This window comes from Rahnella sp. ChDrAdgB13, from assembly GCF_017655185.1.
Lineage (GTDB): Bacteria > Pseudomonadota > Gammaproteobacteria > Enterobacterales > Enterobacteriaceae > Rahnella > Rahnella contaminans.
The window spans coordinates 1-19,943 of sequence record NZ_JAEMGT010000030.1; the positions used below are offsets into that span (position 1 = coordinate 1).

19 protein-coding genes are annotated in these 19,943 nt (G+C 52.6%); 10 read left to right on the top strand and 9 right to left on the bottom strand.

Translation table 11 applies throughout. The features are described from left to right. Nucleotides 1–210: 210 nt before the first annotated feature. Together mtfA and J8X26_RS09875 are read right to left on the bottom strand one after the other, a co-directional pair. Nucleotides 211–987, bottom strand: a complete 777-nt coding sequence (gene mtfA / locus J8X26_RS09870; protein ID WP_152326358.1) for a DgsA anti-repressor MtfA — start codon at nt 985–987, stop codon at nt 211–213. A 208-nt stretch (nt 988–1,195) separates the two neighbouring features. Continuing rightward, on the bottom strand, nt 1,196–2,719 hold the full coding sequence (locus J8X26_RS09875) for an EAL domain-containing protein (RefSeq protein WP_208950800.1): 1,524 nt from the start codon (nt 2,717–2,719) through the stop codon (nt 1,196–1,198). Nucleotides 2,720–2,990: 271 nt separating this feature from the next. Here J8X26_RS09875 and aqpZ point away from each other — a divergent pair, with 271 nt between their 5' ends. Beyond that, entirely contained in the window at nt 2,991–3,686 is a 696-nt protein-coding gene (gene aqpZ / locus J8X26_RS09880) for an aquaporin Z (protein WP_208950801.1), read from the top strand. A gap of 105 nt (nt 3,687–3,791) precedes the next feature. After that, nucleotides 3,792–4,805, top strand: a complete 1,014-nt coding sequence (locus tag J8X26_RS09885) for an alpha/beta fold hydrolase (RefSeq protein WP_208950802.1) — start codon at nt 3,792–3,794, stop codon at nt 4,803–4,805. A 76-nt stretch (nt 4,806–4,881) separates the two neighbouring features. On the opposite strand, the gene J8X26_RS09890 is transcribed toward J8X26_RS09885, so the two are convergent. Beyond that, entirely contained in the window at nt 4,882–5,388 is a 507-nt protein-coding gene (locus J8X26_RS09890) for a phenolic acid decarboxylase (protein ID WP_152326023.1), read from the bottom strand. A 160-nt stretch (nt 5,389–5,548) separates the two neighbouring features. Between J8X26_RS09890 and J8X26_RS09895 the strand changes: the two genes are divergently transcribed. Continuing rightward, nucleotides 5,549–6,445 (top strand): LysR family transcriptional regulator, encoded by an 897-nt coding sequence (locus J8X26_RS09895; RefSeq protein WP_208950803.1) that lies wholly within the window; start codon nt 5,549–5,551, stop codon nt 6,443–6,445. Between the two features lie 33 nt (nt 6,446–6,478). On the opposite strand, the gene J8X26_RS09900 is transcribed toward J8X26_RS09895, so the two are convergent. Then, a complete protein-coding gene (locus J8X26_RS09900) occupies nt 6,479–8,113 on the bottom strand; it encodes a phosphoethanolamine transferase (RefSeq protein WP_208950804.1) in 1,635 nt (544 codons plus the stop codon). 373 nt (nt 8,114–8,486) lie between these two features. Between J8X26_RS09900 and lpxA the strand changes: the two genes are divergently transcribed. After that, complete coding sequence (gene lpxA, locus J8X26_RS09905; RefSeq protein ID WP_235937306.1) at nt 8,487–9,275, top strand: acyl-ACP--UDP-N-acetylglucosamine O-acyltransferase; 789 nt, start codon at nt 8,487–8,489, stop codon at nt 9,273–9,275. A gap of 18 nt (nt 9,276–9,293) precedes the next feature. Here lpxA and J8X26_RS09910 read toward each other — a convergent pair whose 3' ends face one another. The 4 genes from J8X26_RS09910 to J8X26_RS09925 all read right to left on the bottom strand — a co-directional run bounded on the left by J8X26_RS09910 (nt 9,294) and on the right by J8X26_RS09925 (nt 12,980). Then, a complete protein-coding gene (locus J8X26_RS09910) occupies nt 9,294–10,310 on the bottom strand; it encodes a DUF2891 domain-containing protein (protein WP_208950805.1) in 1,017 nt (338 codons plus the stop codon). A gap of 12 nt (nt 10,311–10,322) precedes the next feature. Then, nucleotides 10,323–11,273 (bottom strand): DUF979 domain-containing protein, encoded by a 951-nt coding sequence (locus J8X26_RS09915; protein WP_208950806.1) that lies wholly within the window; start codon nt 11,271–11,273, stop codon nt 10,323–10,325. After that, a complete protein-coding gene (locus tag J8X26_RS09920) occupies nt 11,270–11,959 on the bottom strand; it encodes a DUF969 domain-containing protein (protein WP_208950807.1) in 690 nt (229 codons plus the stop codon). Before J8X26_RS09920 ends, J8X26_RS09915 begins: the two co-directional genes overlap by 4 nt. Before the next feature lie 361 nt (nt 11,960–12,320). Further along, a complete protein-coding gene (locus J8X26_RS09925) occupies nt 12,321–12,980 on the bottom strand; it encodes an epoxyqueuosine reductase QueH (RefSeq protein ID WP_152326029.1) in 660 nt (219 codons plus the stop codon). 183 nt (nt 12,981–13,163) lie between these two features. Here J8X26_RS09925 and J8X26_RS09930 point away from each other — a divergent pair, with 183 nt between their 5' ends. From J8X26_RS09930 to dsrB, 6 genes are all read left to right on the top strand, one after another. Next, a complete protein-coding gene (locus J8X26_RS09930) occupies nt 13,164–14,174 on the top strand; it encodes an AI-2E family transporter (protein WP_152326030.1) in 1,011 nt (336 codons plus the stop codon). Between the two features lie 224 nt (nt 14,175–14,398). Continuing rightward, complete coding sequence (locus J8X26_RS09935; RefSeq protein WP_152326031.1) at nt 14,399–15,460, top strand: NAD(P)-dependent alcohol dehydrogenase; 1,062 nt, start codon at nt 14,399–14,401, stop codon at nt 15,458–15,460. 165 nt (nt 15,461–15,625) lie between these two features. After that, entirely contained in the window at nt 15,626–15,964 is a 339-nt protein-coding gene (locus tag J8X26_RS09940; RefSeq protein WP_152326032.1) for a hypothetical protein, read from the top strand. 238 nt (nt 15,965–16,202) lie between these two features. Then, entirely contained in the window at nt 16,203–16,991 is a 789-nt protein-coding gene (locus J8X26_RS09945) for an ion transporter (RefSeq protein ID WP_374101277.1), read from the top strand. Between the two features lie 298 nt (nt 16,992–17,289). Then, on the top strand, nt 17,290–17,499 hold the full coding sequence (cspE, locus tag J8X26_RS09950; protein WP_013575246.1) for a transcription antiterminator/RNA stability regulator CspE: 210 nt from the start codon (nt 17,290–17,292) through the stop codon (nt 17,497–17,499). Between the two features lie 435 nt (nt 17,500–17,934). After that, nucleotides 17,935–18,132: a protein DsrB gene (gene dsrB / locus J8X26_RS09955; RefSeq protein ID WP_015697634.1), complete on the top strand. Its 198-nt coding sequence runs from the start codon at nt 17,935–17,937 to the stop codon at nt 18,130–18,132. 96 nt (nt 18,133–18,228) lie between these two features. Here dsrB and J8X26_RS09960 read toward each other — a convergent pair whose 3' ends face one another. Further along, nucleotides 18,229–19,929: a methyl-accepting chemotaxis protein gene (locus tag J8X26_RS09960; protein ID WP_208950809.1), complete on the bottom strand. Its 1,701-nt coding sequence runs from the start codon at nt 19,927–19,929 to the stop codon at nt 18,229–18,231. Nucleotides 19,930–19,943: the final 14 nt, after the last annotated feature.

Consider the following 19,943-nt stretch of genomic DNA (forward strand, 5'->3'; position numbering starts at 1 on the left):
TGACTGGACTCGAACCAGTGACATACGGATTAACAGTCCGCCGTTCTACCGACTGAACTACAGAGGAATCGTGTGAACGGGGCGCATGTTATCCAGAGGGGCGCGGAGTGTCAACGCTAAAATCACGAAAACCTTCCGACTGCTCAGCAACTAATCAATGCGGCGATAAAACAGGACTTTTCCACTGAAAATCGCCGTGTATCACGCGTGTTAACAATCGCAGCGCTGGCCGCGAAGTTGCCTTGCCAGCGGGTCCTGCTGATAAAAACGGGCAAAATGACCGTATACCAGCGGAAAACGTTCTGAAAGCAGTTCTGGCGCACTAAAAAAGTATTCCGATAATACCGCAAAGCATTCTGCCGGATCGGTCGCGGCGTAGGCATCCATGCTGGCGGCTTCTTCGCCGACGGTGTCGATCTCATCTTGCAGATTTTGCATGGCGGCCTGCAAATCATGTTCCCACGCGACCACTTCCCGCAGCGGGATTGGCGGGATCCCGCTGACTTCGCCGCCGTTGCGCATATCGAGCTTATGCGCCGCTTCGTGGATCACCAGATTGAAACCGGAGTTGTCGAACGAATCTTCGATGTCCTGCCAGTTCAGCACAATCGGACCCTGATCCCAGCTTTGTCCGGCGTGGATTTGTGAACCGGCGTGAACCAGCCCGTTTTCATCCTGCCACGGGGAATCGACGACGAAAGGGGAAGGGTAAAGCAGAATCTCATGAAAACCATCGAGCCACGATGCGCCCAGTTCCATCACCGGAAGGGCAAACAGTAAGGCGATGCGCGCCTGCATCTGTTCTGTCAGTTCGACGCCCTGCAACGGAACCAGCCGCTTTTGCGTCAGCAGCTGACTGGCGACCTGAATTAGCCGCTGTTTCTCCTCCTCGTTTAGGGAAGATAATAGCGGGATATTCAGAGCGTCATTCCACGCGTCCGATTTTTCAATTTTCAGGTCATTCGCTTTCCACGGCCACTTAATCATCATCTTGCTCGCAAAGTGATCATTCGAATTTTCAGCAGAGTTTACTGACTGACTACGTCAATACATGTAACTTCAACAAGTTAGCCGCTCTGCCGGGCTGAGTCTGTGTGGATGTTACACATCGGCGGATTTTTAGCAAAAAGCGCACGCATCTTATAAGACGTAGCTCACGTTATTATTCTAGTCGCAGAATATAAGGCTGTTATCGTTACAGCCATTTTTCCACAAATTCTGTTGCCGGCACCGGCTTTCCGAAAAAATAACCCTGAAAGTAGTCGAGATGGAAGGGCGTCAGATAGTCGATCTGCTCCTGAGTCTCGATGCCTTCCGCCACAATAATCAACTGCAAACGCTTCGCCAGATCAATTACGTTATCCACGATATGCCCGGCCAGCGCGTCCGTACCGATGCGGCCAATAAAGCTCTGGTCGATTTTGAGGATATCGATGTGGAATTTTTGCAGGTACGTCAGGCTGGAGTGGCCTGTACCAAAATCGTCCATGGCAATCAGCACGCCCATTCTGCGCAGCGCACTGAACAGACTGTGGGTGATTTCACTCGATTCAATCAGCTCGCGTTCGGTCAGCTCCAGCACCAGGCGGATCGGTTTATCTTTGAACGCATGCAGGAACGCTTTGCAGTCTTCGATCAGCGTCAGGTCTTTGAAATGTCCGGCGCAGATGTTGAAACCGAAATGGAAATCATCCGGCAGTTGCGCGGCAATCGGCCCAAACTGATCGCGCACCTGCGCCATCATCAGGCGGGTCATCGGCACAATCAGCCCGCTCTCTTCGGCTAATGGAATGAACTGATACGGCGGGATCAGGCCCGATTGCGGATGCTGCCAGCGCATCAGCACTTCGCCGCCGGTAAGCCGGTGATTTGTGCCGTCCACCACCGGTTGCAGGAACGGAACAAACTGCTTTTTCGCCAGCGCATCTTTCAGCGTGGAGATCGGGCTACCCACGCGGCCAAGCAACATGTAGGTCATCAACGCGATGAAAATGCTGACTAACGGGAACAACACCAGGCTGACAGCCGCGTAATCATACACATATCGCCACTGGTCACTGTTACGGATCACCAGCCGCATGTTGTAGGGATAACGCGCCGACGCCAGCGCCATTTTAGTTCCATCCGGCCAGCCTTCACCCTGATGAATTTTGCCCTTGCTGTCCATCCACTGATCGCCGACCTGCAGAATCAGGTAAGCATGCGTGCTGAGCAATTCAAGGATGTTATGCAGGAAATAGCCATCCACGCCAATCAGTATGCCGTTGCCCTTAATATCGCGACGATAAGCAATCAGCGGATGGCCCGGTGTGACAGGATTACCGCTCATGAGGAGTAAGGTTTCGCCTGCGTATTTGTTGGTGGAAACGTAGTCGATCTTTTTACCAAACAGCGAGGTGCAATAAATGGTATCGCCGCGATAAAGGTTGACGGTTCTGACGTTCGGCACGCGTGCGACTTCCCAGCGTAAGGCCTGAATGACGTCCTGATCGCAGTCATGACCGACCAGATGCTGGACGGAATCGGCAGCGGTCGAGGCGTTGTTGAGCGTCATGTCCACAAGGCGGACAGATTGCGCCAGACTGGCGGCGGTATCGCGGCGTAATCCCTGTGAGGTTTGCCAGGAAATGGCCAGTACACCCAGTGCAGCCACAATGAAAAATGCCAGAACGGAAAGGCAAATCCGGATATACGGTCGGTTTAACCAGTTTAAGGCCAAAGGGAGTTCCACCAGTGAGCGCCACAGAGAGAAGTTTCGTTAGGTTAATAATAACCTATAAAGACTCAATCCTCTGTGACACCACACTTTTAAGATATTTGCCGCCCTGATAATTAACCTGCATTTGATGTAAATCATGAACGCTTCACTGTTTCCAAATATTAGTGTCTTTCCGAATTGCCAAGAGTATTATCCCGCCGATCACCTTACATTAAGCTATTTAGTATGGTTAAAGGTGAAGTTATCAGATTATTCTAACAGGGGTCTTGTCATGTTCAGAAAATTATCTGCCGAGTTTATCGGCACATTTGTTTTGGTATTTGGTGGGTGTGGTAGTGCGATTTTCGCGGCGGGCTTTCCCGGCCTGGGGATTGGCTTTGCAGGCGTGGCGCTGGCATTCGGTCTGACCGTTCTGACCATGGCTTTCGCCGTCGGCCATATTTCCGGCGGTCATTTTAACCCGGCGGTCACGCTCGGATTATTCGCGGGCGGACGCGTTCCTGGCCGCGACGTGATGCCTTACATCATCGCGCAGGTGATTGGCGGGATTGCAGCAGCGGCGGTGTTATACGTTATCGCCAGCGGCCATTCTGGTTTTGACGCAACGACCAGCGGTTTTGCTTCCAACGGCTACGGCGAACACTCACCGGACGGCTACAGTCTCGCGGCGGCGATGGTGGCGGAAGGCGTTCTGACGGCTATCTTTCTGATCGTTATCCAGGGCGCAACCGACAAACGCGCACCGGCGGGCTTTGCTCCGGTCGCGATTGGTCTTGCGCTGACGCTCATTCACCTGATCAGCATTCCGGTGACCAATACCTCTGTTAACCCGGCGCGCAGTACCGCAGTGGCGATTTTCCAGGGAACCTGGGCGTTGGATCAGCTGTGGATGTTCTGGCTGATGCCCATTGTGGGCGGTGTGATCGGCGGCCTGATTTACCGCTGTATTCTGGCCTCTAAAGACTAAAACCAGTTCGTGCTGTTTCGGTTTTATCGGGTTTTACTGGCGGCTTAAAGTTTGTAGCATAAGGCTTTAAGCCGCCTGTCCGATAAACGACAATAGGACTGAACGATGTTTTCCCGTTTGAAATTGCTCTTTTGCACTGCTGCTTTATCCCTTTGTGTCACCGCGCCCGCTTTTGCGGCCGATGCGCCTTCCTACGGTCCGCAATTACAGGGGTTTGATTACCCTTATCCGATCAAACAATATTCCTTTACCTCGCAGGGTGCGCCGTTGCAAATGGGCTATCTCGACGTTGCGCCGACCGGGCATAAAAATGGCCAGACGGTGGTGCTGATGCATGGCAAGAATTTCTGCGCCGCGACCTGGGGCGATACCATCCGCGCGCTGGCGGTGAAAGGTTACCGCGTGATTGCGCCCGATCAGATTGGGTTTTGTTCCTCCACCAAGCCGGGGCATTATCAGTACAGTTTCCAGCAGCTGGCGAACAATACGCATGACCTGCTGAAAAGCCTCAATATTAAGAAAGCGGTAATTGTCGGGCATTCCACCGGCGGGATGCTGGCGACCCGATACAGCCTGATGTTTGCGCCGGAAGTGTCAAAACTGGTGCTGGTTAACCCGATCGGCCTGGAAGACTGGAAAGCCAAAGGCGTGCCTTACCGCACGGTCGATCAGTGGTATGACCGCGAGCTGAAAACCTCGGGCGACAGCATTAAACAGTACGAGCTGAAAACCTATTATGTGAATAAGTGGAAGCCGGAATATGACCGCTGGGTTGATATGCTGGCAGGGTTGAATAACGGGCCGGGGCATAAACTGGTGGCGTGGAACTCGGCGCTGATTTACGACATGATTTTCACGCAGCCGGTGTTTTACGAATTTAAAAATATCCGCGTTCCGACAACCTTAATGATCGGGACGTCCGATACCACGGCGATTGGCAGTGATATCGCGCCGCCTGCGGTGAAAGCGAAAATCGGCAATTACAAAGTGCTGGGTAAACAGGCTGCGAAGCTGATCCCACACGCGAAGCTGATTGAATTTGCCGGATTAGGGCACGCGCCGCAGATGGAAGAACCGGAGAAATTCAACGCCGCGTTGCTGAAAACGCTGGCGCGCTGATTTAAAGAAACTCAGCAGAAAGAAAAGCCGCAGCACATCACGCGCTGCGGCTTTTTTATTGTGTTAATGACATGAATTAACGCAGGTTATCCGGGAAGTTGGCCGGTAGTTCACTGGCGGCACAATCGATGACAGTATCGTTATCCGCGCCGCAGTCACGTACAAAAGTGATGGTGGCGAATTCGTCGATCACTTCGGTCGGATACGCCGGGCCAGCATCGCGGTAAGAATTCATCAGCGGAATATGGTCGTTCTGGAAGCAGACGGTTTTTTCCGGATTGTTCATGATCCAGCGCGGGAAGAAGATGGTGCCGTGGAACACGTTGTCGGCCAGATTCACAATCAGGCTGACGTCGGTGCCGGTCGGTTCAGTCCATGAAATTTTGTAGACGTCGGACGCCACGCGGACGATATAAGCGCGCTGGTCTTTCACCCAACGGTTGCCGACCAGGCCGCTGTGAATACGGTAATCCAGCGTTTCGGCGTTTTTCACATAAATTTCGTAGTTCCAGCCGTTGTCGTAAGTGTAAACAACGTGTTTGCCCACAAAACCGCTCAGGTCATGTTTATCAAAGCTGCTCATCGTAATTCTCCTTAAGTCATTGTTGGGATGAAACGTTTCGTTTCGTTGAGAAGAAGATTACACTTCACAAATCAGATATAAAAACGCTGATTTTCGATGTAAATCATCTGAAAATCAGAACGGTTATGTGCTGAAAAACGCATTCGGCAAGGAAAACTTTATGGCACTTCCGCGTACAACGCTGGAACAATGGGTGGTTTTACAAACGGTTATCGAGCAGGGCAGTTATGCTCAGGCGGCGCAGGTGCTTAACCGCAGCCAGTCATCGGTCAGTTACGCACTGAGTGGTTTGCAGGAACGCCTCGGGCTGTCGTTGCTGGAAATCCACGGACGTAAGGCAGTGCTGACCGAACAGGGGCGCGCGTTGCTGGTTCAGGCCAGCCCGCTGATCACCGCGTTTTTGCAACTGGAGCATCGCGCCGCCGGTTTGAAAGGCGGCGTACGCACGGAACTCAGTCTGGTGGTGGACAGCGTGTTTCCGAAAAATCGCCTGTTTCGTGCGCTGAAAGTGTTCCAGCAGCTTTTTCCCGATACGCGCGTCCATCTGACGGAGATCCTGCGCGGTGAAAGCATTGAACAGCTTAACGAGCGGTCGGCGGATTTGTACATCACCACTCTGGCGCCGGAGAATGCAATCCACGGGCGCTTTTTGCTGGATGTCGATTTTGTGCCGGTAGCGAAAAGCGATCATGCGATGCTACAACTTCCCGTTCCTCTGACGGCGCAGGATCTGGCGCGCTTCCCGCTGATCAGCGTCGCGGACCGGCCTATGCCGCGCACCGATAATCACGCTTCCGGGACGATTGCTAACTGGACATTTACCACCGTTGGCGCAGCGATGGAGGCGATTGCGGTGGGAGTCGGATACGGCTGGCTGCCGCTGGAAAGTGTGCAAAGTGCGCTGGATAGCGGGCAACTGAGTCGTCTGGCGTTATCGGCCAGAACGGTGCGGCAAACGGCGCTGTATATGATGCTGGATAATGAGTCGGAGCGGTTTGATCAGACTGTCAGCGCGCTGGCAAAAAGCATTGTGGCGGAATGTGGTTTGCTGCCCTGAAGCAGGCAGCAAACCCTCAGGTTAAAACGAAGGTCAGGCGTGCGGGGCTTTGCAGGCTGCAAGAATATCCAGCTGCGGGTCACGTTCCGTAGTCTGCACATTCATGACACTGAGCACGGTGTGGAACAGATTATCCTGCGACACCTCGTCTTTCGCCGCATTGGCCTTCAGGCATTGCAGATCGATGCCCTGCGCTTTGGTGTAGCCGTCAGACAGCCAGAAAAGCATCGGAACATGCGTCTGCTGGGCTGGTGCCACGCTGTATGGCGTACCATGCAGATACAGGCCGTTTTCACCCAGCGATTCACCGTGATCGGAAAGATAAATCACCGCCACGTTGTATTTATCCTGATACTGCTTCGCCTTTTCAATCACCTGAGATACCAGATAATCGGTATACAGCAGGGTGTTATCGTAGGTATTCACCAGCTGTTCCTGCGAACAGTTTTCGATATCGCTGCGCTCGCAATCGGGCATGAATTTGCGGAATTCCGGCGGATAGCGTTTGTAATACGTCGGGCCGTGGCTGCCAATCAGGTGCAGCGCAATCAGCGTATTTTTACCGTCCGGACGGATGTCGTCGTCGATATTTTGCATCAGCGCCATGTCGTAACAGGTATCGCCATCGCAATATTTGCCGTCTTTTTTCGTGTCGATAATGACGTTCGGCACGCGGTCACACACGCCTTTACAGCCTTCGTCGTTGTCTTTCCAGAAAACAGAAACCCCGGATTTATGCAGAATATCCAGCAATCCTTCGCTGTTACGCGCACGGTTGGCGTCGTAGTGGGTGCGTTTCATATTCGAGAACATGCACGGAACGGAAATCGCCGTCGCCGTCCCGCAGGACGTCATTTTGTTGAAATACACCACATCAGGGATTGCCTGCGTGTACTGATTGGTCGGTTTGGCGTAACCGTTCGACGACTGATTTTGCGCACGCGCGGTTTCACCCACGACCAGGAAGACCAGATTGGGTTTCTGCCCCGGCTGCTGCACCAGTTTGGCGTCGTTACCCAGCGTCTGGAACGGCACTTTTGGCGTGAAATAACGGTGATTCATGTACTGGAAGGCGCTGTACAGGTAATTCGTCGGCACGATTTCCAGATTCAGCGTGCGGTTGTTACGGCCCACGGAAGCGTAATCTTTGTAGAACACACCGGCTATGGACGCGACCACCAGCAGGGAAATCACCATCGACACCAGACGTACACCCAGACGGCGCAGCACGGTTTTTTCATAGGTGACGGGGGTTAAAAACAGCAGGATCGCGGGCAGGATGCCGGTGAAGACAAACCACAGCACCACTTTCAAATTCAGGTAAGACGTCGCTTCCGCAGACTGGGTGTCAAGAATGTTTTCGATCATGCCGCGGTCAAACACCACCTGATAGGTCATCATCGCGAAACTGGCCAGCGCACTGACCGGCAGCACAATGATAAAGAAAGGCTTAAGCAGCGGGCGGAAAGTGAATGGCGTGAACACAAAGTTCAGCGCGGCAAAAAGCACCACCGGAATGGTCAGCGCGAACAAAAGATTGCAGGCAGGCAACGCATGAAGAATGCGGTAAAAGTGCAATAAAATCGGCAGATTAACGACAAAAGTAAAATACAGTGTCAACAGTAAAGTCAGCTTGAAATAGCTGATCTTCGGCAATATATAGCGCAATGAAAACTCCCAACATGCTGAGGTCGCGGGCGTTAATGTGATGGAAACATAACGTGCAGAAATGATTTTGCGCGAATCATATAACTGCAAGCTTAAGAAAGCCTTAATGCTGCTGTAACAAAATACTGATCCTTTCCTTACCGTTTACATTTATAGAAAAGGTTCAGAAAATAAATAAAATATAACAGGCTGGGTTAGCGGCCTGAAACCCTTATGCTGTGCGGCATGGCGAAGTGTGTGGCGAAAAAATAACCGCTTCGTTTAAACCTTTCTGGGTGCGTTTCCTCCGCTCATTTTGACTTCCCTCCCTGATTAATCCCGACAGGCTTAATTCACTACTGGTAGCGCCTCAGCTATCAGAAGGATGTACGCGTTGATTTCATCTTCGGCCTCCATTGCGGCCAGCAGTATCATTGAACCCGGTGTCGTTATCGGCCCGCAGGTGGTTATCGGGCCTTTCTGCTTTATTTCCGCCGGTGTTCACATCGGTGAAGGGACGCACATTGCCTCCCACGTCGTGATTAACGGCAACACCCGCATCGGGCGTAACAACATGATAGGAATGGAATCTTCAATCGGGGAAGTCAGTCAGGATCTGAAATATGCCGGGGAAGCCGCCGGGCTGGAAATCGGCGACGACAACCGGATTGACCGTCACGCAACGATCCACCGCGGCACCGCGCAGGGCGGCGGGTTCACGCGGATTGGTAACCGGAATATTTTCGACGGCGGTGTGCATATCGGGCATGACTGCCAGGTGGGTAACGACACGTTTATCGGCGAAAACAGCGGGTTGGCGGGGCACGTCACGTTGGGCGACGAAGCACGGATCGACGCCATGTGCGCCGTGCATCAGTTCTGTATTGTTGGCGCGGGCGCACGCCTTTTGCAAAGTACTTGCGTGGTGCAGGATGTGCCGCCTTACGTGCTGGCCGCTGGCAACCGCGCCGTGCCGCAGGGCATTCATGAACAGGCGGCAGCATATCTCGGCAGCGATGTGATGCAGCAGAAGGTGATCAGGCATTTGTACGATTTGCTGTATCACCAGCAGGCGGCGGTCGACGGGGTGAAGCAGGAGATTGAACGGCTCAGTCAGGAATATCCTTTATTGCGCCATTTTAATGAATTTTTCACCCGTTCAGCGCGCGGTATTATTCGCTGAACGGGTGAAATGAAGGCGTCAGGCTTCGAGTGCCAAAAGCGCAAACGTCGCCAGCCAGTGCTCACCCATATAGGTGCTGTCAAGGTGATCCAGCGCGCTGTGAAGATGCGCTTCTGCGGTCTGACGCAGCAGCGCCGCACGCGGATCGCCTGCCGGTAATGCCGCTGCAAGGGAACGCTGGCACCAGGCGCGGCTGAGGTTCAGCCCGTCAAGATGGCCGATTTTCCCGTCGCTGCGGTCGGTGACCGTGGCCGGTGTGAACAGCGTCTCAGGCTGGCTGTGCGCTAAGTCCGGCAGGAACCGCCCGAACCATGTTACAAACGCATCGCCCGGTAGCACGCGGCGCATCAGTTCTGCTTCCATCAGCGACGGCGAAAGAAACTCATCGCCGCCCGGTTCCCACGCCTGACAATGGACATCTTCCAGATGCCAGCGCAGCGCCGTTTCTTCAATCAGTTCCGCCAGTTTGTGATGCTTCACGCAGCGGGCGTAACCGAGTGTCAGTGACAGCGCAAAGGCCGTATTGAAGTGGCTGCCGACGCGCAGCGGATAGGTGGCTTTCGGCAGGAAATTCGCAAAACTTTTCTCAAAGAACCGGCTCATCGGTGCCAGCGTTTTTGCCCACTGCGCCGCCTGCGGCAACGCCATTTCGTTCAACTGCTGCGTCAGCGCCAGGAACCAGGCCCAGCCGTAAGGCCGTTCAAATCCGGCGTGCTGCGGCTGGCGCAGATAGTCCATCTCGCCGGCTACGTTCTCGTCGGTGAAATGCGCGCTGACCACGGCAATAATCGCACCGGCTTCCGGTAAATCCGGGAAGCGATCCAGCAAACGTAATAACAGCCAGTAGCCGTGGACGCAGGAATGCCAGTCGTAGCTGCCGTAAAAAATCGGGTGCAGCTGGCGTGGCGTCTGCGCATCGGCGGCGCTGCTCATGGCGTGCATCAGTTTATTCGGAAACTCACGCGTCAAATGATTCAGCGCCAGCGAGGCAAAGCGCGACGCCATTTCCGGCGTCAGTGAAGTTGTCATCGTCATCTCATTTCCTTATCAGAAGCGGAACACAAACAGGTACATGAACGCGGTGTTAACCAGCAGCAGTAACACGCCGGTTTTCCACTGCACCTTGATCACGCCGTTTTTATCCTGCAATTCGAGCAACGCCGCAGGCACGATATTGAAGTTGGCCGCCATCGGCGTCATCAGCGTACCGCAGAAGCCGGACAACATGCCGATGGCGCCCATAATGGCCGGATTGCCGCCGAGCTGATTGACGATAAGCGGCAGGCCGATACCGGCAGTCATCACCGGGAATGCCGCAAAGCCGTTGCCCATAATCATCGTGAACAACGCCATGCCGAAGGTATACGCCACTACAATCGCCAGCGGTGAACCGAGCGGAATAATATTTTTGACCAGCTCCGACACCACGCCACCGACGCCTGCCAGCGCAAACAGCGCGCCGAGTGCGGCCAGCATCTGCGGCAGAATGGCTGCCCAGCCGACGGTATCCATCGTCTGACCGCCCGCTTTAATGGCTTTTACCGGCGAATCACGCAGCATCACCAGCGCGACGATAAACGCCACCAGCGTGCCGATCACCAGCGAAATCAGCGTGACATTTTTGGCTTCCACCAGCGGCGTGTATTTCAGCGTCAGCGTGCCAATCAGCGTCACAATCGGAATGAGCAGGGCAGGGACAAACAGCTTATTGCCGAAACGCTTCGCACCGGCTTCGCGTTTTTCCACCAGCTGTGGCTGTTCGCTGTCAGATTTACCTTTGCCGAGCTTGCCAGTTCCGGCAATGACCGCCAGCAAAATGGCCATGCAGCCGGTGACGAAATGCGGTAACTCGCCGCCAAACAGGAAAGTGATGCCGTAAACGCCCCAGAACAGCGCGTTGACATAACGGCGTGCATTGCTTTTATCGCGCAGGTTAAAGAAGGCGTAAGCGCAGAACATCAGCCCGGCAAGGATGTACACGGTTTGCAAAGTGATCATTTCGCGGTACTCCCGTGTTGGGTATCAAAGCGTTTTGCCAGCGAGCGGTCGAGCAGCCAGAGCCGGATAAAGTGGATAATCAGCGCCGCAATGGCGGTTGGGATCGCCCACACGGAAAGGTGCAGGGGTTCGACGTTAATGCCGTACTGCTCCAGAAAACCTTTAATCAGCAGGATGGACTGCACGGCAATAAAGATATCCTCGCCAAAAAACACCGCGACGTTGTCAGCAGCGGCAGCGTGCGCGCGGATCTTTTGACGCACGTCGTTAGGCAAATCGCCGTATTTGGTGGTAGCGGCGGCTTCGGCCATCGGCGCAATCAGCGGACGTACCATCTGCGCGTGTCCGCCCAGAGAGTTCAGCCCCAGCGCGGCGGTCATCTGGCGCAGGAAAAAGTACAACATCAGCACGCGGCCGGTGGTCGCCGCATGCACTTTGGAAATCAGGTGTCTGGCCTGTTCTTTCAGCCCGCTGCGTTCGAGCAGGGCGATGACCGGCAATGTCAGCCAGATCAGGCCCATGTAGCGGTTATCGGTGAACGCTTTTCCGAAAGCACTGATAATCTCGACGGTTTGCATACCGCCCGCCAGGCCGGTGGAAATACCCGCCACGGTGACCACTAATAATGGATTGAACCGCAGCGCAAAACCCAGCACGACGATCGGAATGCCAATTAAAACCCACATGATTTGTCCCTCAATAATGTTGTGTTTGCTTTATTTTTTTGGTGAATATCGGCGTTAAAAATACGCAGGTAATTACTGCGTGTAATAAGTTAGTGCTAATTAGCATAAAAATGCGTGAGGCGGAAAGTAACAAGCGTTAACTGTGAACGCAAGATGCAAAGCAAAAGGGCGTCATAGGAAATTATTCTATTATTCAGAGGCCTTGTTATCGGACAAAATAAACCACTGGCGTGTGATTTATTTCCGGAGAATCTGACGGGGCGTGGCGGGGAACATCAGAATAATTAACCCGGCAATTTGGCCGGGTATAATGAAAACAAACGACAGAAAGCGGGTAAGCAGGAGGAGGAATAAACCGGGTTTATTCGTCGTCTTCGTCACCGTAATATTTGACGCCGAGTTTGATCAGCCCGCGCCCCTGGGATTTTCGGTGTAAGTTGCTGTCGCGCAAAGAGTAAACGCAGCCGCAATATTCCTGCTGGTAAAAACGTTCACGTTTGCTGATTTCAATCATGCGCGAGGAACCGCCTTTTTTACGCCAGTTGTAATCCCAGTAAACCATGCCCGGATAAGGCGCGACGGCGCGCTCGCCGCTGCCGGTAATTTGTTTCATGTCCTTCCAGCGTGAAATACCCAGACAACTGGTCATTGCGCTAAAGCCATGTTCCCAGGCGTACAACGCCGTGCGTTCAAAACGCATATCGAAACACATTGTGCAGCGCACGCCGCGTTCAGGTTCATTTTCCATGCCTTTTGCGCGCGCAAACCAATTATCCGTGTCGTAATCGGCATCGATAAACGGAATGCCGTGCTGCTCTGCAAACCGCATATTTTCTTCTTTGCGCAGCAGATATTCTTTTTGCGGGTGAATATTTGGATTGTAGAAGAAAATCGTGTAGTCGATCCCCGACGCCTGAATGGCTTCCATCACTTCTCCCGAACACGGCGCACAGCAGGAGTGCAGCAATAACTTATCGTGACCTTTGGGAAGTTCGAGTTTTTCACGGAGTAATTCAGACATACTGTTCACCAGATTCTAAGATTTTCTTTATGTAATGTTCATCGGGGATAATAGAAGATCCTGCGGGACTGTCAAAAATTAGTTAACTGTTTAAGTTTGTGGCGGATTGTGCTCTGCCGTTCGGTGCTATGATGTGATTCATCAGGGTTATGACCGGTACTCAAAGGATTAAGGATGCAGGCAATGCAAATAGTGAGATCGAATCAGATTCGCTGGCTCAGTGTATTCATTGTGATGGGCGGGCTCTTGTTGGTTCTTCCTCTTCATTTACTGGCATGTTTTATTGCCGGTTTTTTGGTGTATGAACTGGTCAACGGACTGACGCCTTATTTTCAGAAAATCATCAGCGGCGAAAGGGCGCGCTGGGTGGTGGTGGCGTTTATCAGCACGGTGGTGGTGAGTTTCCTGACTATTGCCGTTGCCGGACTGGCCGATTTCCTGATGGAGGATATGAAGAATCCGGTGGCGTTTAACGCGATGGTGTCGCGGCTGCTGACGGATGCGCAAAGCCGCTTGTCGCCGGTACTCCTGCATTACCTTCCGGCCAATATCGAAGAGTTGCAGCGCAGTTTCCTGCAATGGCTGCGTGAACATATCGTGATGATCCAGACCTTCGGTAAAAACGCCGCGCACGTTTTCGTTACTATGCTCATCGGGATGATCCTTGGCGCGATTATTTCACTTCAGCATCACACGCAGGGCGAGCACCACGCGCCGCTGAAAAAAGAGCTGCTTCAGCGCGTACGTTTACTGAGTGACGCTTTCCGAAATGTGGTGTTTGCGCAGTTCCAGATTTCCCTGATTAATACCGTGCTTTCCGCCATTTTCCTGTTCGGGATTTTGCCGCTGTTCGGTATTCATCTTCCGCTGGCGAAAACGCTGGTCGTCGTGACGTTTGTCTGTGGTCTGCTGCCGGTGGTGGGGAACCTGATTTCGAATACGCTGATTTTTATCGTCGGGCTTTCGCTGTCACTGTGGGTCGGTGCGCTGGTGCTGGCGTATCTCATCATTATTCATAAAGTGGAATACTTCCTGAATGCGCGGATTGTCGGCGGCCGTATCAAGGCGAAATCCTGGGAAGTGTTGCTGGCGATGCTGGTGTTCGAAGCCGCATTTGGCATTCCCGGTGTGGTCGCTGCACCTATCTATTACGCGTATCTGAAAAGCGAACTGAAAGACGCGGGCCTGATCTGAGTTTGCGCTAACGTGGCGCCGTACTCTCACGGTGTCACGGTTTATCCTTTCTTTGTCATCTCATTGCAACATTCTCTCCCATTCGCCAAAAATCCTGAAAAAAACAGATTCAGGCAAGTAATGGCGAGAATCGTTATACCCGTCTGTCATCGTAAAGGGGCATACTTTCGCGATGCCAGTTTCTGCTGGCATGCTGTATTCCGTTAGCCTATCAGGAGAAAAAAATGACTCTTAACGTTCGTGGTTTCGCTGCACTTTCAGCGGATGCGCCTCTTGCGCCTCATAATTTTGTTCGCCGTGACCCGCGTGATACCGACGTTGTTGTCGACATTCTGTATTGCGGCGTTTGCCACTCAGATATCCATCAGGCCCGTAATGAATGGCATCAAAGCATTTATCCGATGGTTCCGGGGCACGAAATTATCGGCCGCGTGAAGCAGGTTGGTGCGAAAGTTACCGGCTTCAAAGTGGGTGATACCGTCGGTGTAGGCTGTATGGTCGATTCTTGTCAGCACTGTGAATCCTGCGCGGAAAGCCTGGAACAGTACTGTGAAGAAGGCGCGACCATGACCTATAACAGCCATGATCGTCATGACAACATGATGACCTACGGCGGTTATTCCGAACAAATCGTTGTTTCAGAAAAATTCGTTCTGCGTGTTTCTGAAAAACTGGACATCAAATCTGCCGCACCGCTGCTGTGCGCCGGTATCACCACGTACTCTCCGCTGATGCACTGGAAAGTCGGTAAAGGCCACAAAGTCGCGGTCGTTGGTCTGGGCGGTCTGGGCCACATGGGGCTGAAATTTGCCAAAGCGCTGGGCGCAGATGTCACCCTGTTCACGCGTTCTAAAGGTAAAGAGCAGGAAGCGTACCGTCTGGGCGCAGACCACGTTGTGCTGTCTACCGATGAAGAACAAATGGCTGCGGTGAAAAGCCACTTTGACTTCATTCTTGATACCGTGCCGAATCCACATGACCTGAACCCGTATCTGGATACGCTGAAACGTGACGGTACGCATATTCTGGTTGGCCTGATTGAGCCAATCGAACCAGCGCTGCACAGCGGTAAACTGGTCATGGGCCGCAAAACGGTTGCCGGATCTCTGATCGGCGGCATTGCAGAAACTCAGGAAATGCTGGATTTCTGTGCTGAACACGACATTTCTTGTGATGTTGAAATGATCGACATGCAGGACATCAATGGCGCTTACGAACGTATGCTGAAAAGCGACGTGAAATACCGCTTTGTTGTCGACATGGCCTCACTGAAAAACGCCGGATAATCAGCCATCTGATTAAATAGCGACCTGATGCGCCTTTCCCGGTGTTCATTGTGAACGGCAGGGCGGGCGCATTGTGACGAAATTTACTCTTTACGCATTTCTGTGGCTTCTCGGCTTGTAAGCGCGGTGGTATCCTGCTGCCTTTCGCCGGGCGAAGGAAAACCAGTGGCTAAGAGTTTTGATGAACTCATCAGAGACATGGATCTGATGATTGAACATGTGGACAGGCTGAAAAACTTGCCACCACGGGCAGCTCAACCAACAGCTGCTGACAAACCTGCGTACGACTCTTTCGGTGAAATTTTCGCCCTGAAAGCCGTGATGCGGGCTTTTATCTCTTCAGTCGACACCATTGTTAAAGTGCAGATTGCGAAGAAAGTTGAGCAGGATATCGGCCATCTGGAGAGCACGGTGCGGTCCATTGGCGGCGGCAGCGCTGACGCCGAAGACGTCGCGCAGATTACGGCTTACGTCCGCAATGCTGTCTCTGAGCTGATGGATTAATATTCCACCAGCACATCACGTTTCAACAAACGCCGGTCACACCACGTCTTACAAGACATTGTGTGACCGGCGTTTTTTTGGCGTCAGCTGCGATAGGCGGCGCAGCAAAAAGCGTTTATTCTTCAGGATATCTTTATTGCGGGTGCTGACTATGTCACAGGACTTTCGTTTTCTGGCTTCCCCACGGCGCAGATGTTACGCGCTTTTATTTGAGCACCGCACACGCAGTGGCCGCCGGATGGAGACGTTCTGGATTGTGGCGTCGCTGCTCAGCGTGCTTATTCTGTTCTTCGAATCCAGCGCCACCGATTTATTCCCCGATACGCCGGATATTCTCTGGCGGTTCGGTCTGGCCGAAGCGGCCTTTACTGCGCTGTTTACCGTGGAATACCTACTGCGGGTGTTTTCATCCCCGCGCAAAACGCGTTATCCGCTGAGCTTTTTCGGCATTATCGATCTGCTGACCATCTTGCCGATGTACATCATCTGGCTGATCCCGTCCTTTGGCACTGCCACGGATCTGATTGTGCTGATACGGTTGCTGAGGATTCTACGCGTTCTGCGGGTGCTGAAACTGCTGCGGTATATGAGCGACGCCGGGATTTTGTGGCGCAGCCTGATGCGGGCGAAACGCAAACTGGGCATCTTTTTTGGCTTTGTGGCGATCATCTTGTGTTTATTTGGCGGGCTGATGTTTGCCGCAGAAGGCGGGAAGGACGGATTTACCTCGCTCGGCGCGTCCGTTTACTGGGCGGTAGTGACGCTGACCACGGTGGGATATGGCGATATTACGCCGCATACGGCGATCGGCAGAATGCTGGCGTCTGTACTCATCCTGCTGGGCTATTCCATTATTGCCGTGCCGACCGGGATTTTAACGGCTTATATGTCACAAGAGTTGGATAAAGGGCGTGCCGCCCGTTCTTGTCAGACTTGTCTGCATTCCGGCCATGAAATTGACGCGAAATTTTGTGCGCACTGTGGCGCGGTTCTGTCCTCGGAAACTTCTCAACCTATTGAAAAATAGCCCGTTAATTGTACGCAAATTGTACTACATGGTACATAAACTGGCTAATTTCGGACTTTACTCGCGCATTGCATTAAAAAGAGTTGCTATTAAAGGGCAGTCATGAGTAAATACATACCGGCCTGTGGTACAGACCTATTTATGCACGACATCCTGAGTAAAGTTGTTCCAATTTAAAGCGTTATCCATGATAACCCTGCTCTGACGAATTTCCTTCTTAGTGCCTCCATAAGTAACGACTGAAATCCGGCTATAACATGCCCATGGTGGCGAAATTTATTTTTAAAAGGTAATTCCTATGTCAATGATGAAAGGTCAGGTTAAGTGGTTTAACGAGTCTAAAGGCTTTGGCTTCATCACTCCTGCTGACGGCAGCAAAGATGTGTTCGTACACTTCTCCGCTATCCAGGATCAAGGTTTCAAGACCCTGGCTGAAGGCCAGAACGTACAGTTCACTATCGAGAACGGTGCTAAAGGTCCGTCTGCGGCTAACGTTACCGCTATCTAATCTTGCTTTCTCGCTGTTTCAGCGATAATTGCAAAGATGACAAAAACCCGCATGCGCGGGTTTTTTTACGTCTGTTGTTTGTGAAAGGTTGTTTGTGAATAGCTATAGTTTGTGAATATCCGTTCTGAAGCCCGCCATAACTCCCCGCATCATCCCCATCTCGATAAAATTCCCTGAATGGCAGGCAAAAAAATGCCCGCATAGAGGCGGGCAAAAATATTTCTTATGACATTCATTATGTACTCCCTCGGGGGTGAGCACGCAGGCAGTATAAAAGAAGTGAAAGTCAGGATTCTGGCATTAAAATGTTAAGAAAATGCAAATTAGTAACGCAGGGTCATTTTCTGATTTTCAGCCCGACTTTCAGCTTGCGCGGTGCCTTTGTGGGGCGGTCTGTACTACAATAAAGATAATTGAAAACCATGGGATAACCTGATGAAAGTTAATGATCTTGTGACAGTGAAAACCGACGGCGGCCCGCGTCGTGAAGGTAAAGTGTTAGCCGTAGAGGAATTTTACGAAGGCGTCATGTATCTGGTGTCGCTGGAAGATTATCCGGCAGGGATATGGTTCTTCAATGAAGGCGATACCAAAGACGGCACGTTCGTTGAACCGCGTGAAGGTTCTGAGTAAACCGCATACCCGCACAAATCCTGAATAAAAAAATACCGGTAGTCAATGTACCGGTATTTTTTGTCTTCAAACCGGGTTAACCGGCGTGATAACACATCAGAACGTTTCCCAGTTTGGCTCTTCGTTCACATTTTTAGACGCGCGGGCAGAAGGGGATGTGAGTGCGCGCGTGGGTGGCTGGCGCTTTGCAGAAGAATTTTGTGCATGCGCGTCGAGGCGGAACACCGCAACAGCCTGCGTCAGACGTGCGGCCTGTTCTTCCAGTGAGGCCGCGGCAGCCGAGGCTTCCTGCACCAGCGAGGCGTTCTGCTGGGTCACGCCGTCCATTTCTGAAACTGCCTGGCTTACCTGGCTGATCCCGCGGCTTTGTTCATCAGACGCCGATGCAATTTCGCCCATAATATCTGTCACATGGCTAACGGCTGTCACGATTTCTGACATCATATCCCCGGCGTCGCCCACCAGAATGCAGCCTTCACCGACGTAATCTACCGATTCTTCAATCAGCACTTCGATTTCTTTGGCGGCCTGTGCGCTGCGCTGCGCGAGATTGCGCACTTCGCTGGCGACGACGGCAAATCCGCGGCCCTGTTCGCCCGCACGGGCGGCTTCGACGGCGGCGTTAAGCGCCAGAATGTTGGTCTGGAACGCAATGCTGTTGATGACGTTGGTAATTTCAGCGATTTTAGACGAGCTGCGCGAAATTTTATCCATAGTCGTCACCACGTCTGCCACAATATCGCCGCCTTTCTGCGCTTTGTTCGAGGCATCCGCGGCCAGTTTGCTGGCGTGATGGGCGTTCTCGGAGTTCTGTTTTACCGTTGCGGTCAGTTGTTCCATGCTGGCAGCGGTTTCTTCCAGCGCGGCGGCCTGCTGTTCGGTACGGGAAGAAAGGTCGGTATTTCCCGACGCAATTTCCGTAGAACCCTGATAAATCGACACCGCGCCTTCGCGCACGGTTCTGACCGTTGAAGACAGCGAGCTTTGCATCTGCTCGACATTACTGCTCAGCACGCCAATTTCATTGCGGCCATAGCTTTCTGCCGGTTGGGTCAGATCGCCTTCAGAGATTTTCTGAATACGCGTCACCAGACGGTTCAGCGGATTGATAATGACTTTGCGCATCACCAGATAAGTGATGAACGTCAGCACCAGCGCAATCACAAACCCTCCGCTCATCAGCATATAGCCGAGTACCGCATTGCGCTGCGCCTTGTCATTAATCGCATTAGCCGTTTCGGTGCGGTACGCAATCGCCGCCAGCAGCGGAACGTTGTTGGCCAGATCCAGCCCGCGTACGGTTTCCGCTTCCTGTGAAATTACTTCTTCGAAATGCGCCTGCTGCGCGGATTCCAGCATCGGCGCCATGCCTTTGGTCAGATAGGCGGTGTAGGCTTTTTTCAGTGGTTCATCCAGCGCCAGATCTTTGTCTGTTTTATTCGGGCGGTTGATATAACTGTCAAAACTCGACTGCGATTGTTTAATCCGGCTGGCCGCATCCGTCAGGTTTTGTTTGAAGACGTCCTGATCGCCGATCCGCGCCGCCGCCGCCGCCTGAATCAGCAACAGTCTTGCGGTGCGTAAATGATTAGAACTGTTCGACAGCGCCAGACGGATTTGCAATTCCTGCGTGGCATTCGCCAGCGCTGCATTACTCTGTTTTAAAAAGAAACTGGATGACCCGATGGACAGGGCGAACAGAAAGAGGATCCCGGTGAGAATCAGACTAATCAGGGTGATAAGCCGGATATTACTGATAAAAGAGGTGCGCGTTGTAGAGAATGTAGGAGTATCCATTTTATTTTGTTCCG

What these genes read in the sequence shown, in the direction of transcription:
- mtfA (WP_152326358.1), bottom strand. Translation starts at nt 987, where the DNA reads ATGATTAAGTGGCCGTGGAAAGCGAATGACCTGAAAATTGAAAAATCG.
- aqpZ (WP_208950801.1), top strand. Translation starts at nt 2,991, where the DNA reads ATGTTCAGAAAATTATCTGCCGAGTTTATCGGCACATTTGTTTTGGTA.
- J8X26_RS09885 (WP_208950802.1), top strand. Translation starts at nt 3,792, where the DNA reads ATGTTTTCCCGTTTGAAATTGCTCTTTTGCACTGCTGCTTTATCCCTT.
- J8X26_RS09890 (WP_152326023.1), bottom strand. Translation starts at nt 5,388, where the DNA reads ATGAGCAGCTTTGATAAACATGACCTGAGCGGTTTTGTGGGCAAACAC.
- J8X26_RS09895 (WP_208950803.1), top strand. Translation starts at nt 5,549, where the DNA reads ATGGCACTTCCGCGTACAACGCTGGAACAATGGGTGGTTTTACAAACG.
- J8X26_RS09910 (WP_208950805.1), bottom strand. Translation starts at nt 10,310, where the DNA reads ATGACGATGACAACTTCACTGACGCCGGAAATGGCGTCGCGCTTTGCC.
- J8X26_RS09915 (WP_208950806.1), bottom strand. Translation starts at nt 11,273, where the DNA reads ATGATCACTTTGCAAACCGTGTACATCCTTGCCGGGCTGATGTTCTGC.
- J8X26_RS09920 (WP_208950807.1), bottom strand. Translation starts at nt 11,959, where the DNA reads ATGTGGGTTTTAATTGGCATTCCGATCGTCGTGCTGGGTTTTGCGCTG.
- J8X26_RS09925 (WP_152326029.1), bottom strand. Translation starts at nt 12,980, where the DNA reads ATGTCTGAATTACTCCGTGAAAAACTCGAACTTCCCAAAGGTCACGAT.
- J8X26_RS09930 (WP_152326030.1), top strand. Translation starts at nt 13,164, where the DNA reads ATGCAAATAGTGAGATCGAATCAGATTCGCTGGCTCAGTGTATTCATT.
- J8X26_RS09935 (WP_152326031.1), top strand. Translation starts at nt 14,399, where the DNA reads ATGACTCTTAACGTTCGTGGTTTCGCTGCACTTTCAGCGGATGCGCCT.
- J8X26_RS09945 (WP_374101277.1), top strand. Translation starts at nt 16,203, where the DNA reads ATGGAGACGTTCTGGATTGTGGCGTCGCTGCTCAGCGTGCTTATTCTG.
- cspE (WP_013575246.1), top strand. Translation starts at nt 17,290, where the DNA reads ATGTCAATGATGAAAGGTCAGGTTAAGTGGTTTAACGAGTCTAAAGGC.
- dsrB (WP_015697634.1), top strand. Translation starts at nt 17,935, where the DNA reads ATGAAAGTTAATGATCTTGTGACAGTGAAAACCGACGGCGGCCCGCGT.
- J8X26_RS09960 (WP_208950809.1), bottom strand. Translation starts at nt 19,929, where the DNA reads ATGGATACTCCTACATTCTCTACAACGCGCACCTCTTTTATCAGTAAT.